Here is a 14,098-nt window from a genome sequence, read left to right on the forward strand (position 1 = left end):
CACCCATGACCACACCCGCACCCGAATCGAGGGCCGTTGATGCCCCGGAAGTTGCCGCTTACTGGGCGGAACGTCGCCGCTATCTCGAACGCATCCGCAAGGTGCCGGAAATCCGGCAGCGGTTCTGGCGCGAAGTGGCCATCTACCTGCTGCGCCGCCTGCTCTGGTCGTTCGGGTTTTTCCCGGTATTCATCGCTTTCTGGGTGCCCTTCGTTCTGGCCAGTTTCAACCCGGTGGTGATGGCTTCGGACCTCATTCCCCTCCTGCAGGATTTCGTCAACTCCAATCCGGAGGTCCAGGCCACCACCATCAGCACTCTGGTGATCGCATGGGCGTCCATCGGCTTCTTCTTCCTTGTGTTCGATTTTGTCCTGACCCCATTCCGATCGCCCTATCAATACGAGGCCGACGTGTACATGAGATCATGGGAGCAGCTCAACCATGACCAGCTTCCGGACAAAGTGTGATTTGGCCTGCATTCTCGTTAACTCCAGACACTTTCTGTTACATAAGGTTGCAATCACTGGTTAAGATGAAGCGGTAAACCGAATTCCAGAATGCAGGATCAAGGGGTTTCTCCATGGTCGATTTCAGACCGCTTCTGTTCATCAATGCCCTCGCACTCATGCTGCTGGTTACCGCCGGGTTTGCGTCGGTAAGGGATGAGTTTCGGCTGACGGAAACCCTTGAGGCGCCATCTGTTAAGCAAGCCGTTGCCACCGCCACCGTTGTCGCCGCCACAGAGCCCCCTTCCAAAGCAGCCGATCCGGCGCCGGTAACGAATGCGAAAACCGTGGAGGATGCCCCAGCCACTACCAGCCTGATTTCCGCGGCAAATACCGGCACCAGCAACGATACTGCGCCTGCAGACCTTGGCCAGAACCCTGCCAACGCTCCGTTTACCATTGCCCCGATGCCGGATGATCCGCAGATGCTGGCAGTTGCCGAACCCGCCAGCGCCATGACCACGCGCAATGATGCGGCTCCAGCCCCCCGGGAACAGGGCAAAGCAACGCCCCCGCCCCCAACCACGGGCACCTTGGTGCTTCGATCGAACGTCGTGGGCGACCAGGTCACCATCAACGGCAAGACCTACGGCGCTACCCGCCTCGATCTGGAACTGGAGCCCGGAGACTACGATGTCACCATTGCCAAGCAGGGCTACCGGCCCTGGTCCCGGAAGGTCACCCTTGAGGCCGGCCGCAACATGACTCTGGTGGGTCAGCTTGAGGCCTACACCACGGTTAATTACCAGGACGGCACCTGGATTGGCGGCGTTAAGACGGGCGACGGCACCTACGAGAATGCTGACGGTCTGCGTTACGAAGGCCATTTTGTGGAAGGCGAGTTCGATGGTGAAGGCACCGCCTGGTATCCGGACGGCAGCCGCTACGAGGGCGAATGGTCAGGGGGCAAGCGCCATGGCGAAGGCGTCTGGCGCGGTGCCGACGGCGCCCGCTATTCCGGAGACTTCCAGGACAACCAGTTCAACGGCAAGGGCACTTTAACTCTCGCCAACGGCGACATACTCACAGGCCACTGGCAGGACGGCCAGCTCAACGGCCACGGCTCTCTGACCACCGCCGACGGCATGTTGTATGTGGGTGGCTTTCGCAATGACGAATTCCACGGCAACGGCACCCTGACCTACCCTGATGGTCGCCATTATGAAGGCGAATTTTCCAATGGAGCTTTCCACGGTACCGGCTCTGAGGTGTTCGCCAACGGCAAGAAGTACGAGGGTCAGTACATTGCGGGCAAGTTCCACGGCAAGGGGTTGATCAAGAACCCCAATGGCAGTTCCATCGAAGCCACATTCCGACACGGAGAGCCCTACGGCCAGGTGCGCCTGACCACCGCGGCAGGGGAGATTTTCACTGCCCGCACCACCGAGCCCGGCGTCTGTTATCGGGACAAGAGCTACCGGGCCACCGAGTGCCCGACACTGGAAGGCTGGTAGACATTCACAGCCCGATGACAAACGCGTTTGCAGTAAACGATTGAGGTAGTGACATGGCGATCAAGAACGCTCTGCTGGTCGATGACTCCAAAGTGGCACGTTTTGCCCTGAGCAAACTGCTGGAGAGTCGTGATATGGAAGTCAACATGGCAGGTTCGGCAGAGGAGGCGCTGGACTTCCTGAACAGCCATGGCCGCCCGGACGTTATTTTCATGGATCACCTGATGCCGGGAATGAACGGCGTGGAGGCCACCAAGGCAATCAAGGGCAATCCGGAAACCGCTAGTATACCCATCATCATGTGCACCTCCAAAAAGTCCTCAACCTTCATGGAAGAGGCAAAAAATTTCGGGGTGTACAATATCCTTACCAAGCCGCCGCAAACCGAAGGGCTTATGGAAGTACTCGACCAGCTTGCCAGCGACGTAACCAGCGGCACCCTGCCTGAACCACCGGCACAGAACCCGGAACCGGCGGAGCAGGATGACTGGCTGAACGTTCCTGCGGATGCCTCGGTGGAACTCTCCCCCAAGCCTGCCGACAGCCTGGGACGTGCGAATACCCAGTCCAGCGTGGTGCCCCTGACCAGTGAACTGATCGAGCAGATTGCCCGCTCGGCCGTGAAAACCCACATCAACAACCGTCTTCACGAGCTACTCAGTTCCCTGTTCGACGAGCAGTTTGACCACCTCAAGCGCGCCCTCGACGAGACCCGCAGCAAACAGGAGTCTGCCATCGAAGAACGCCTGCAGGCGCTGACGGAGACCGTGGAAGAACGCACTCGCAATCTCCGGGATGATGTCGCCGCCGAGGTCAATCTCAACCTGGGCAGCGAACTGGCCGCCCTGAGAAAGGAACTGAAGAAGAACTCCGGGTTTACCAGCGAACACATGGCTGAACTCAAAGACCACATCACCAGTGTCCAGACCATCGACACGGAGTTCTGGCAAACCCTGCAATCCGAGGCCATTCAACAGGCCCACGAGATCTCAAGGGAAACCGCTGAAGACATCGCCCAGCGCACCATCGATCTGTTCGTGGCGCAGCAGCGCTCGGCCTCCTCGCGGGTTTACACGATCGGCCTGGCCGTCAGCCTGGGGATTTTCAGCGTCGGGATTGCCTGGCTTTCCGGTCTGTTTGGCTGAGCAGTGCCCTGACCCTCAACCAATCCCCGGGGGTATCCACGTCCTCGTGAACTCCCGGGATCACGACACGTGTTGCCTGCACTTCTGCCAGCAGGCCACCCGCACCCCGGTCCCCCTCCAGATCCATCACCAACGGCCAAAGCCACCGGGGCAGGTAGGCAGGAACGCCCGGCCGGTCGCCATAGTCCGCGGCGATGGGCTGATCCGGAAAACAGCGGGCCGCCTCGCCAAAGGCTGCCAGCGCGTTCAGATCCAGAAGCGGCTGGTCTGCCACCAGCACAAACACGCCCCTGGCCTGCGGCCCGACACTGCGCAGGCCCGCCTGCAGCGACGCCGACAGCCCCTCATACCACTCCGGCACCCGCAGCCAGGCCGACGGTTGCCGACGGCCACGAAACCGGATCAAAGGGTACCAGGCACCGCACAGCACCCGGACATCTGGACTGAGCACCCGCCCCTGGGCAATCGCAGAATCGAGCAGCGTGCGGTTGTCGGTATGCTTTCGGGATGCCCCGCTGGAACCCAGAGGCAACAACGCCTTGGGGCGTCCAAACCGGCGCGCTGCGCCGGCAGCCAGAACCAGTGTTGGGAATTGGTGATTTTGGCTGCGCCTGACGAGGTTCAGAATGGTGGTTCCAACGGTTAAAAAGAAATGAAGCCCTGGCCATTTGCCAGACTGCTGTATTCGGTGATTTTTGCTAGAATCCGCCCATCAATCAACCATACCCGCCGGAATTTTGATGAACCATCTGTTTGTAGACAACCTGACTGTGATCGACTTTGCCTACCTGGACCCGACCCGGGGCCTGGTGGGCGAAAGCTGGATTGCGGATGTGGTGCTGGGCGGTGAGCTGGACGAACAGGGCATGGTGTTCGACTTCAGCAACGTGAAGCGCACCATCAAGCGGGTTATCGATGAGCGGGTCGACCACCGGCTGGTGATTCCCCGCGGGTATCAGGGGCTGTCCTGGAACGAAGAGAAGCCAGATACCTTTTCCTGGGCCCTCACCGACGGCAGCGAGATCCTTCACCGTTCCCCGGATGAGGCCATTGTCTGGCTATCCGCTGACCGTGTGGTACCGTCGGCGGTTGCAGAATTGCTCGAACGCGAAATCAAGGCGGTACTTCCCGCCAACGTGACCTCCGTGGAAATCAATCTCCGCGAAGAGGAGATAGACGGTGCCTACTATCACTATGTGCACGGACTGAAGAAGCATCTGGGCAACTGCCAGCGCATCGCCCACGGCCACCGCTCACCAATCCGGATTGATCGAAATGGCCATCGCGATTACGACCTGGAGCGCCGCTGGTCGACCCTGTGGCGGGACATCTATGTCGGTTCTGAAGAGGACGTGGTGCGGCGTCACGTGGGCGAAGACGGTGTTCGGTATGTCACCTTCGAATACGAAGCGAATCAGGGCGAGTTCGCACTCGTTCTTCCAGAAGAGCGCGTGTACATGCTGGATACGGACACCACGGTGGAACTCATTGCCGCTCACATGGCGGACAAGCTCAAAGTTGAATTCCCTACTGACAGCATACGTGTTAAGGCTTTTGAGGGGGTGGGCAAAGGGGCAATTGCCATCCGCTGACGGAGGGCGCAGCTCTCCTTTCCCGGAATCTATCAGACAGGCACAAAAAAACCGCCTCGAAGGCGGTTTTTTTGATGGCTTTCCGGTGGACTAAACCGTCAAGCCGTATTGGCGTCCCCTAGGGGGTTCGAACCCCTGTTGCCGCCGTGAAAGGGCGGAGTCCTAGGCCACTAGACGAAGGGGACTAGAAATTGGTGGAGCCAAGCGGGATCGAACCGCTGACCTCAACACTGCCAGTGTTGCGCTCTCCCAGCTGAGCTATGGCCCCTCAACGGCTGCGTATATTAAGGATACGCCCTATGGGCGTCAACCTTTTGAACACACTTTTTTTCAGTTTTCTGAACGTCCCTGTCCAGATCGATTACTTCTTCGCCAAACCGGTTATTACGCGCCCAGTGCGGCGTATTCTTTTTCCACTTTCTTGGTTTCCTTCTTGGAGAACCCGCCCATCACCTCCAGTGCGTGCCGCAGCCGCGAGCGGGTCATGTCGGGTCCAAGCAAAGCCATGGAGTCCATCACCGACCAGGAGTTGGGCGTTCCGGCAATGGCCACGAAGATGGCGAACATGAAATCCCCCATCTTCAGATCCATGGCCTTGGCCAGCGCCTTGATGTCGGCAAAGATGGTGTCCTTGCTCCAGTGGCGCTGGGCCTCCAGCCTCCAGAGAGTGAACTGCAACACCCGCTTTATCTGGGCTTCGTCCAGTTTGTTATGGGCAAAATCCTCAGGCTTGAGGTTGAGCATGCCGGAGAACATGAACTGGGCCATGGGTGCCACATCCGAGAACACTTCCGCCCTGCCCTTGATGTGCGGCACCAGGGCACGGAGGGCGTCTTCATTGAACCACCACTGGCGCATGCGCTCGATGAACTGCTCTTCGCTCAATTCGTCACGCAGCCACTGGCCGTTCAGCCAGCGAAGCTTCTCGACATCAAACACCGGGCCGCCCAGGGAAACACGCTGAATGTCGAAGTTCTCGATCATTTCATCCAGGGTGAACTTTTCCCGTTCGTCGGGCATGGACCAGCCCATCCGGCCCAGATAGTTGGTGACCGCCTCCGGCAGGAAGCCCATCCGCTCGTAGAAGTTGATGCTGGTGGGATTCTTGCGCTTGGACAGCTTGCTCTTGTCCGGATTGCGCAGCAGCGGCAAATGGCACAGAACCGGCATATCCCAGCCAAAATACTGGTACAGGAGCTTGTGCTTGGGGGCCGAGTTGATCCACTCCTCACCCCTCAGCACGTGGGTAATGCCCATGAGGTGGTCGTCGACCACATTGGCCAGGTGATAGGTCGGCATGCCGTCAGACTTGAGCAGGATCTGGCAATCCACCTGCGCCCAATCAATCTCGATGGTGCCACGAAGCATGTCTTCAATTTCGCAGACACCCTCATCCGGCACCTTCATCCGGATCACATAGGCCTCACCTGCATCCAGACGACGCTTCACCTCTTCTTCCGGCAACTCGAGATCGCCCTTGATACCAGGGTTGAGCCCCTGGGCCTTGCGTTCCTCACGAATGGCCTCCAGCTCTTCCGGTGTCCGGAAGCAATAGAAGGCATGGCCAGCCGTTACCAGGTCTTCGGCATACTGGCGGTAAGAATGCTTGCGTTCTGACTGGCGATAGGGGCCGTGGGGTCCACCGACATCGGGACCTTCGTCCCAGTTCAGGCCCAGCCAGCGCAACGCCTTCAAAATATCCTGCTCGGATTCCGCGGTGCTCCGGGCCTGATCGGTATCTTCAATCCGCAGGATAAACTGCCCGCCGTGCTGTCGGGCAAAACAGAGATTAAACAGGGCCACGTAGGCGGTACCAACGTGAGGATCACCGGTGGGTGACGGAGCAATTCGGGTACGTACAGTCATGAAACCTTCCTGAAATCAGTGGCCGTTAAAAGGAACGCATTATACCGGCCATCGCCCACTTTCGCATGACCCTCATGTTTGTTATATTATAACATTACTATTCAGACACAGGACTCAGTGCCCATGCGCGCTTCCCCTAAAGCCATTGCCCCGGCCCTCGCCGCTCTGGCGTTCAGCACCGCCCCCCAGGCAGCCGTAGAGATCGTCGCCTCCATCAAACCGGTTGAGCTGATCGTTCGTGCCGTGGCCACGGACGACATGCAGTCCACCACCCTGGTACCACCCGGCTCAAGCCCGCACACCTACAGCATGAAGCCGTCCGAGCGCAGGGCGCTTGAGGAAGCGGAGGTGATCTTCTGGGTGGGGCCGGAAATGGAAACGTTCCTGAGCCGACTGGTTTCGGGGCAGGAGTTCCGGCACCGGACTGTGGCCCTCATGGCCCGGGACCAAGCGAATACTGGGGACGACGGACACGAGCACGACGACCACGACAACACCCACCGAGAGCACGCGGACCACGCTGGAAATGACAATCACGGCCACGATGCGCAGGCACACGACGACGGCCACAACCACGGGGACGGCGAAGATCCGCACATCTGGCTTGATCCGGAACTGGCCATTGAGATGGCGCAGACCATCCATCAGACCCTGTCAGCGTTCGAAGGCGTGGACACTCGTGCGCTGGACAGCAACCTGGCGCGTTTCACGGACAGCGTGAGGGAAATGGACGAAACCATCCGCAGGCAGTTGGCACCCGCCCACGACATCAGCCTGTTTGCCTATCACGATGCATTCACCCGATTCGCCGGGCATTACGATCTGCAGCTGGACGGCGTCCTCACCCTCAATCCAGAGCTTTCTCCCGGCGCACGGCATATTGCCGGGGTGCAGGACAAGCTGCGCAAGGCTAATCATCCCTGCCTGCTCACAGAGCCCCAGTTCAATCGCCAATGGTGGCGTTCGATCACCCAGGGCCTGAATGTCACCTTCAGCACCTGGGACCCCCTGGCCACCGACGTGGCGGTATCATCGGACGGTTACAACCAGTTCCAGCAAAGCATCGTCGACGCCGTACTCAAATGCCTACCAGAGGATACTCAACATCAGGGGAATGGAGGCAATGGCCAGTAAGGTCTGGCCGCTGATGATGCCCGCCATGAGGGGGGCATCGCCTCCCAGCTGGCGTGCCAGGATATACGCCGAGGTGGCCGTCGGTAACGCCGCCAGCAGCACCGCGACCTGAACCATCAGGCCGTCGAGTCCCAACAACCAGGCCAGCCCGGCCGTGATCAACGGGAACGCCACCAGCTTCAACACCGAGGACACGATAAAGGGCATGGAAGCTCCCCGAAGCGCCTTCAGTTGCAGCCCGGCCCCAACCGTCATCAGCCCCATGGGCAATGCCAGGTTGCTCAGGGGTTCCAGAATGCCGGCGAGCAGCGGGTGGAAACCTAACTCAAAGAAACTCCAGACAACCCCCACCACCGAACCCACAATGAGCGGGTTGGTGATAATAGCCCGCAGCACTGGCCCAAGCCGAACCGGGCCATCCGTCGCCACCAGAGAAAACATCAGAATGCACAGCAGGTTCAGCAGCGGCACCATGATGGCCACTGCAATGGCGGTGAGAGAGAGCCCCTGATCGCCAAGAAGCATACCCCCGGCCGCCAGCCCCACGTAGGAGTTGAACCGGATCGCTCCCTGATAAACTGACGAGAACACAGGCCCCTGCCAGCGCCAGACCCACTGTGCCAGCACCAGTACCAGCGTCATACTCAAGAGCATGGCACCAATCAGTACGGCGATATCACCATAGGCGGACACCGGCAATCTCGCCTGCCCCAGCTTGAACACCAGCATGGCCGGAAAGAGCACGTAATAGGTAAAGCGCTCCGCCTGGGGCCAGAAATCGCCTCCCGGAAAATCCAGACGCCGGAACAGGTGCCCCAACATGATCAGGACAAACACCGGCAACAGGGCCTGGACCATCAGTGGCATCGCTACTACTCCAATCAGGGGAACGAGGCGCCAGTCTACTCGCAGGCGGTTTCAGCTTCTATACGCCCTCTGTGGAAGCCTACGTCGCCTCGACTATCTGCCGTCAGAAAACATGATGAAAATCCAGTTACTCAAAAATATCGACCGAAGGGAATTTCCTCCGTAGCCTGGTTTCATGGAGTTTACATGTCACTCTTCATGGCCTTTGGTGCGGGGAGTTATAACAACAATGAGCCCGAAAGCTCTAATCATTGTCGGATTCGTGGTACTCCTCACTCTACCAACGCTTGCAAGGCCCTCTGATCACCGCCGCCCTGACTCCGTGCGCATTGCTGTTATCGACAACGTCCCAAGCACATCTGCGGCGATACGGATACTCAATGAAGCCTATGAAACGCTTGGTATTCGCATGGACGCCGTGACAACGCCTTCCAGAAGAGCGTTGTTCATGGCCAATAAAGGTCAACTGGACGGCGATCTGTTCCGAATCGGCTCTGTGGCTGCCCAGTATCCTGATTTGATCAGGGTGGAATTTCCACTTTTAAGAGGCAAGCTGCGTGCTGTGGCGCGGGATCACCGACTGTCAATACTGCCAGCGAACCAAGACGCCGATCACTGGACAGTTGCCGTTCGTAGAGGTGTACTGATCGCTGAACAGGCGGCCGAGGCTCTGAGCCTGAACGTTATGCTCGCAGAAACTTACGATCAGCTTTTCCATCTGCTCGAGTCGGGCCGCGTTGACCTGGCTTTCGTTGCAGATATTGAAGGCATCACGCCGCTTGCCGAGCGCAAATGGCAAAAGCTCAACATCCTGCCTGATGCAGTTGCAAAGTTCACGCTCCATCATTATCTCCACAAGCGTCACCAGGGCCTCGCCGAAGAACTGGCGCAAACCCTGAAAGAATTGGAGCACTCGGGAATAAGGCAGAACATTCTGGCATCGTTTCGGCAACCACAGTCCGGCCCGGATTGACCGCCACCCTATCGGCACCCCAAGTGCCCGGTTACTTTGTCAGGGTCCCTGTCCGCGACTTCAGCGCTTGACCAGAAAATCGGCCAGCCAGCGGGTGAGGCATCCGGGCAGAAGCTTGTTGGTGAACCACAACCCCCGCGCCCGCTTACCGGGAATGATCAGGAATCTGCGCCGGTCAATGCCCCGTCGAATCTGTGCTACGGCATACTCCAGCGGCAACGTTCCCGCCATAAGCTTCAGCGCCTCCGTCTGTCGCGGCCGGCTTTTCCGCTCCTCGACCACAAGCGGCGTCTCCACTTCCGGCGGACAGACCACAGACACATCAATACCTTTCGCCGCCAGTTCGATACGCAGTACTTCCGCCAGCCCTACCACTCCGTATTTGGAAGCACAGTAGGCCGAGTATCCGTAACACCCCACCAGCCCCGCCATGGACGCCACGAAGACAAGATGGGAGCCCGCGTTCATGTGAGGCAGCACCGCAGCCGCCACATGGCGGGAGCCCAGCAGATTGATGTTGATCAGCCTGGTGTAAGCATCATCGCCGATCTCATCAAATGGCGCGGCCATGCAGATACCCGCACAGTGGATGACCACATCCGGCGCAGCTTCCGCTGCGGCCTGATCAAACACTTCCCGAACCGACGCCGCGTCACTGACATCGAGTACGAAGGCACGCACCGGGATCGCACCGGAGAGGGCGGAAAGCTCGGTAACGGCAGCTTCTGTGGACTGGATATCAAACAGTGTAACGGCGCAGCCAGCGCGCACATAAAGCTTTGCCAGCTGAAAGCCGATGCCGCTGGCACCGCCGGTGATATAGATTCGTGCATTGTTTCTAGAGGCCTGGCTTGAGCTTGGTTCAGGACGTGACACGTGGATACCTCGGTTTCTGGATTATCCTGAAATATTACTCACTTTCCGCATTCCAGCCTTTGTCTGCCGTGACCAGCACCCGCTATCCGACGGTCAATAGCTGTCACCAACGCCTCATAGACTTCTCTCAATCGCCTGACCATGGCAACGCCACACTCGTGTTACTCTCAGAATGTTCCGATACCGGTTAGAGATATTTGCCATGAGCCATCCGCAAAATGACGTCTTCAGATTCCGCTTCCGCGTGCGCTACGGCGAATGCGACGCCCAGGGCGTTGTCTTCAACGCACGCTATGGCGACTTTGTGGACATCGCCGTGAACGAATACATTCGGGTACTGTTCGGGGATTACCAGCGCCTGCTGGATCAGGACCTGGACTTCCAGGTGGTGAGCTTTACGGTGAACTGGAAAGCACCTGCCCGGTTTGATGATGTTCTGGAAGCCCGGATACGAACCGGGAGGATCGGGAACACCTCGTTCACCCTGCACCTGGAGTTCTACCGGTACAGTGACGGCCAGTTCATCGCGGATTCCTCTATCACCGACGTGATGATCCGGCCTTCGAGCATGTCCAAGCTGCCCGTTCCGGATCATATCCGGGCCCGGCTCGAAGAGGGCGCGCCCGGCGTGCTGATCAGCCACGCTGGCGAGGACGGACCGCCCTGAATCGTTTAGGGTTATCGAAAATACCGGTTTGCCTTGATTTTACTCATTGATTAGGATCGCCCGCCTTTCTCTGCACCAAATCAGGGCACAATCGGTTATGGGATTACGGAACGAGCAACTGCGCTGGCAACTGGTCCGGGGGCTGATCCGGACCTTACATCTTGAGCGATTGGCAAGCCGCTACAGCCGAACCACGGTGATGGCTGCATTCAATCTGATCAACGGTAGCCTCAGCATAGCGCTGGTCTCCTTCGTCGCGCTGATCACACAGGAAGCCTTTATCTTTCCGTCCCTGGGCGCTACGGCCTTTATCCTGTTCTATGTTCCTCTTGCCCAGCCGGCGTCACCAAGAAACACACTGTGCGGCCACCTAATCGGGGCGTTGGCGGGGCTACTGAGCCTTTACCTGTTTGGCCTGCAGCACCACCCTTCGGCCTTTGTCACCGGCGTCGATCTGGCGCGAGTGGGCGCCGCATCACTTTCATTGGGACTGACGGGGTGCCTGATGGTGCTGCTTCGCGTGGCTCACCCGCCTGCCGGCGCGACGGCACTGATTGTGTCCCTGGGGCTGATGCCAGACCCGGCCCAACTGCCCATACTGATGGCCGGCGTTGGTTTGCTTCTTGTTCACGCCTTTATAATGAATCGGCTTGCCGGCATACCGTATCCGATCTGGTCGACCCGCAGCGCCGGCAACGACCATGTGGCTGCCGCGAAGATTTGATGCCAGGGTCAACTTGAGGGAGAGATCATGAGCAATTTTTTCGGAACAGAACTGCCGATAATCCAGGCGCCTATGGCCGGAGTTCAGGACTACAGGCTCGCCGCTGCGGTCTCAAACGCAGGCGGTTTGGGCTCTCTCCCTTGTGCCATGCTGGGCCCGGATGCTCTGCGCGCTGAACTCAAGACATTAAAGGCAGCCACCGGACGCCCGTTCAACCTCAATTTCTTCGCCCACACGCCCCCAGTCGAGAATGAAACACGTGAACAGAATTGGCGCCGCGCCCTGGAACCTTTCTATCAGGAATTCGGTATCAATTCTGATTCCATCAGTTCGGGGCCAGGGCGAATGCCCTTCAACCTTGAATCGGCCGCCATTGTGGAGGAATTCCGCCCAGCAGTTGTGAGTTTCCATTTCGGCCTGCCAGAACCCTCTCTGCTGGAGCGTGTCCGCAGAACGGGCGCCAAGGTTCTGTCCACAGCGACCACCGTTGAAGAAGCCGTCTGGCTCGAGCAACACGGTGTCGACGCCATCATTGCCCAGGGTCTTGAGGCTGGTGGCCACAGGGGCATCTTCCTGACCACAGACATGACCACCCAAATGGGTACGTTTGCCCTGCTGCCCCAGGTCGTCGCCAAGGTGAAAATCCCGGTAATTGCCGCCGGCGGTATTGCCGATGCCCGGGGCGTAAAAGCCGCTTTGGATCTCGGCGCTGTCGCCGCCCAGGTGGGCACCGCCTTTCTGTTGTGTCGCGAGGCAACCACCAGGCCAGTGCACAGAGAAGCACTGAAAAGCCCGAATGCCCGGCATACTGCTGTTACCAATGTGTTCTCGGGAGGCCCGGCGCGGGGCATTGTAAACCGTGTGGTCCGGGAGCTTGGCCCGATTTCCCGAGAGGCTCCCCCATTTCCTCTCGCCACAGGCGCAGTCGCACCACTACGGGCGGCAGCCGAGGCGGCGGGCTCAGGCGATTTTTCACCACTCTGGTGCGGGCAGAACGCATCGGGCTGCCACGAAGGGTCGGCCGCCGAGCTTCTTGAAAGGCTAGCGCCCTGACAGATGAAACCGCAGTGGCGAACTAAAGCCTCACCCGGGCTTCGCCAAAGCCCTACGGAAATCAGCCGGCCAACCCTGTTAAACTAGGACGCTTTCAGCCGCGTAGTAACCGGATTTGCCCGCAATTCAGTCGATCAGGTAACCGAAATGTCAGTCATATCATCACCTTCCGCCACAACAAACGAACCCGGCCTTTCCCGCCGCTTCTGCGTGGCCCCGATGATGGACTGGACCACCAGCCACTATCGTTACCTGGCCCGGCAGCTGAGTCGACACACGCTCCTGTACACTGAGATGGTCACCACCGGCGCCCTCATTCATGGCGACACGGCGCGCTTTCTTCGCCACGACGAGGCCGAGTATCCGCTCGCGCTCCAGCTCGGTGGCAGCGATGCCGGCGAGCTGGCCCATTGCGCAAAGCTGGCCCGGGACTACGGATTTGATGAGGTTAACCTGAACGTGGGTTGCCCGAGCGATCGCGTGCAGAACAACATGATTGGCGCCTGCCTGATGGGCCACCCCGACAAGGTGGCAGAGGGGGTACGGGCGATGATCGAGGCCACAGACCTCCCGGTAACGGTCAAGCACCGCATTGGGATTGATGGCCGCGAATCCTGGGACGACCTCTGCGAGTTCGTGGAGAAAGTGGCCGCCGCCGGTTGCAGAACCTTTATCGTACATGCCCGGATTGCCATTCTTGAGGGCCTGAGCCCGAAGGAAAATCGCGAAGTTCCGCCACTCAAGTACGACTGGGTATATCGGCTCAAGGCGACCTACCCGGAGCTTGAGATTATCATTAACGGCGGCATCAAGACCTTTGACGAGTGCCACGAGCATCTGCGTTACACCGACGGGGTGATGCTCGGGCGTGAGGCTTACCATAATCCCTGGCTGCTGGCCGGCGTGGACCCGGAGTTCTTTGGCACCGACGCCCCGGTGCGCACCAGACACGAAGCACTGCGGGCCATGCTGCCGTTCATCCAGAGTGAACTGGAGCGGGGCGTTTACCTTACCCATATGTCCCGACACCTGCTCGGGCTGTTCCACGGCCAACCCGGAGGCCGCCAGTTCCGACGCTACATCAGCGAAAACGCCCACAAGTCCGGCGCTGGCCTCGAAGTCATCGAAACAGCGCTCGATAAAGTGCGCGAACCTGACGCCGAGATTGCCGAAGCGTAACCGGCGTCAATCACCGCCATACCTTTTGTTGTCTTGTTCCTGTCAGGGCGGCCCGTTATTGT

The 14,098-nt window shown here is 59.0% G+C and carries 14 protein-coding genes and 2 tRNA genes; 10 read left to right on the forward strand and 6 right to left on the reverse strand.

Annotated features, from left to right (window positions below; all coding sequences use genetic code 11):
- The first annotated feature begins 5 nt into the window (after positions 1-5).
- From AC0J1C_RS10995 to AC0J1C_RS11005, 3 genes are all read left to right on the forward strand, one after another.
- A complete protein-coding gene (locus tag AC0J1C_RS10995; protein ID WP_473043898.1) occupies positions 6-467 on the forward strand; it encodes a hypothetical protein in 462 nt (153 codons plus the stop codon).
- Positions 468-580: 113 nt separating this feature from the next.
- On the forward strand, positions 581-1,960 hold the full coding sequence (locus tag AC0J1C_RS11000) for an MORN repeat-containing protein (protein WP_473043900.1): 1,380 nt from the start codon (positions 581-583) through the stop codon (positions 1,958-1,960).
- Between the two features lie 53 nt (positions 1,961-2,013).
- Positions 2,014-3,105, forward strand: coding sequence for a response regulator (locus tag AC0J1C_RS11005; RefSeq protein WP_473043901.1), 1,092 nt, complete (start codon positions 2,014-2,016; stop codon positions 3,103-3,105).
- Here AC0J1C_RS11005 and AC0J1C_RS11010 read toward each other — a convergent pair.
- A complete protein-coding gene (locus tag AC0J1C_RS11010) occupies positions 3,065-3,637 on the reverse strand; it encodes a nucleotidyltransferase family protein (RefSeq protein WP_473043903.1) in 573 nt (190 codons plus the stop codon). The genes AC0J1C_RS11005 and AC0J1C_RS11010 overlap by 41 nt on opposite strands.
- Before the next feature lie 208 nt (positions 3,638-3,845).
- Here AC0J1C_RS11010 and AC0J1C_RS11015 point away from each other — a divergent pair, with 208 nt between their 5' ends.
- Positions 3,846-4,697, forward strand: coding sequence for a 6-carboxytetrahydropterin synthase (locus AC0J1C_RS11015; protein ID WP_473043905.1), 852 nt, complete (start codon positions 3,846-3,848; stop codon positions 4,695-4,697).
- 109 nt (positions 4,698-4,806) lie between these two features.
- Here the strand turns inward: AC0J1C_RS11015 and AC0J1C_RS11020 are convergent.
- The 3 genes from AC0J1C_RS11020 to gltX form a co-directional block, all read right to left on the reverse strand.
- Positions 4,807-4,882 (reverse strand) — tRNA-Glu (locus AC0J1C_RS11020).
- Positions 4,883-4,889: 7 nt separating this feature from the next.
- A tRNA-Ala gene (locus tag AC0J1C_RS11025) sits at positions 4,890-4,965 on the reverse strand.
- Between the two features lie 116 nt (positions 4,966-5,081).
- Entirely contained in the window at positions 5,082-6,563 is a 1,482-nt protein-coding gene (gene gltX / locus AC0J1C_RS11030; RefSeq protein ID WP_473043907.1) for a glutamate--tRNA ligase, read from the reverse strand.
- 123 nt (positions 6,564-6,686) lie between these two features.
- Here gltX and AC0J1C_RS11035 point away from each other — a divergent pair, with 123 nt between their 5' ends.
- Positions 6,687-7,697, forward strand: a complete 1,011-nt coding sequence (locus tag AC0J1C_RS11035; RefSeq protein WP_473043910.1) for a zinc ABC transporter substrate-binding protein — start codon at positions 6,687-6,689, stop codon at positions 7,695-7,697.
- Here AC0J1C_RS11035 and AC0J1C_RS11040 read toward each other — a convergent pair.
- Positions 7,650-8,564 (reverse strand): AEC family transporter, encoded by a 915-nt coding sequence (locus AC0J1C_RS11040; protein WP_473043913.1) that lies wholly within the window; start codon positions 8,562-8,564, stop codon positions 7,650-7,652. The genes AC0J1C_RS11035 and AC0J1C_RS11040 overlap by 48 nt on opposite strands.
- Positions 8,565-8,793: 229 nt before the next feature.
- Between AC0J1C_RS11040 and AC0J1C_RS11045 the strand changes: the two genes are divergently transcribed.
- Complete coding sequence (locus AC0J1C_RS11045; protein ID WP_375192825.1) at positions 8,794-9,537, forward strand: substrate-binding periplasmic protein; 744 nt, start codon at positions 8,794-8,796, stop codon at positions 9,535-9,537.
- A 60-nt stretch (positions 9,538-9,597) separates the two neighbouring features.
- Here the strand turns inward: AC0J1C_RS11045 and AC0J1C_RS11050 are convergent, their stop codons facing one another.
- Positions 9,598-10,413 (reverse strand): SDR family oxidoreductase, encoded by an 816-nt coding sequence (locus AC0J1C_RS11050; protein ID WP_473043916.1) that lies wholly within the window; start codon positions 10,411-10,413, stop codon positions 9,598-9,600.
- 202 nt (positions 10,414-10,615) lie between these two features.
- Here AC0J1C_RS11050 and AC0J1C_RS11055 point away from each other — a divergent pair, with 202 nt between their 5' ends.
- The 4 genes from AC0J1C_RS11055 (at position 10,616) to dusA (ending at position 14,036) form a co-directional block, all read left to right on the forward strand.
- Positions 10,616-11,080 carry an acyl-CoA thioesterase gene (locus AC0J1C_RS11055; RefSeq protein ID WP_375192823.1) on the forward strand — a complete coding sequence of 155 codons (465 nt, stop codon included), beginning with the start codon at positions 10,616-10,618 and terminating at the stop codon, positions 11,078-11,080.
- Between the two features lie 97 nt (positions 11,081-11,177).
- On the forward strand, positions 11,178-11,804 hold the full coding sequence (locus tag AC0J1C_RS11060) for an HPP family protein (protein WP_473043919.1): 627 nt from the start codon (positions 11,178-11,180) through the stop codon (positions 11,802-11,804).
- Positions 11,805-11,831: 27 nt separating this feature from the next.
- Positions 11,832-12,857 (forward strand): NAD(P)H-dependent flavin oxidoreductase, encoded by a 1,026-nt coding sequence (locus tag AC0J1C_RS11065; RefSeq protein ID WP_473043921.1) that lies wholly within the window; start codon positions 11,832-11,834, stop codon positions 12,855-12,857.
- Between the two features lie 147 nt (positions 12,858-13,004).
- Entirely contained in the window at positions 13,005-14,036 is a 1,032-nt protein-coding gene (gene dusA, locus AC0J1C_RS11070) for a tRNA dihydrouridine(20/20a) synthase DusA (RefSeq protein ID WP_473043922.1), read from the forward strand.
- The last annotated feature ends 62 nt before the right edge of the window (positions 14,037-14,098 follow it).

The organism is Marinobacter sp. E2, assembly GCF_055755345.1.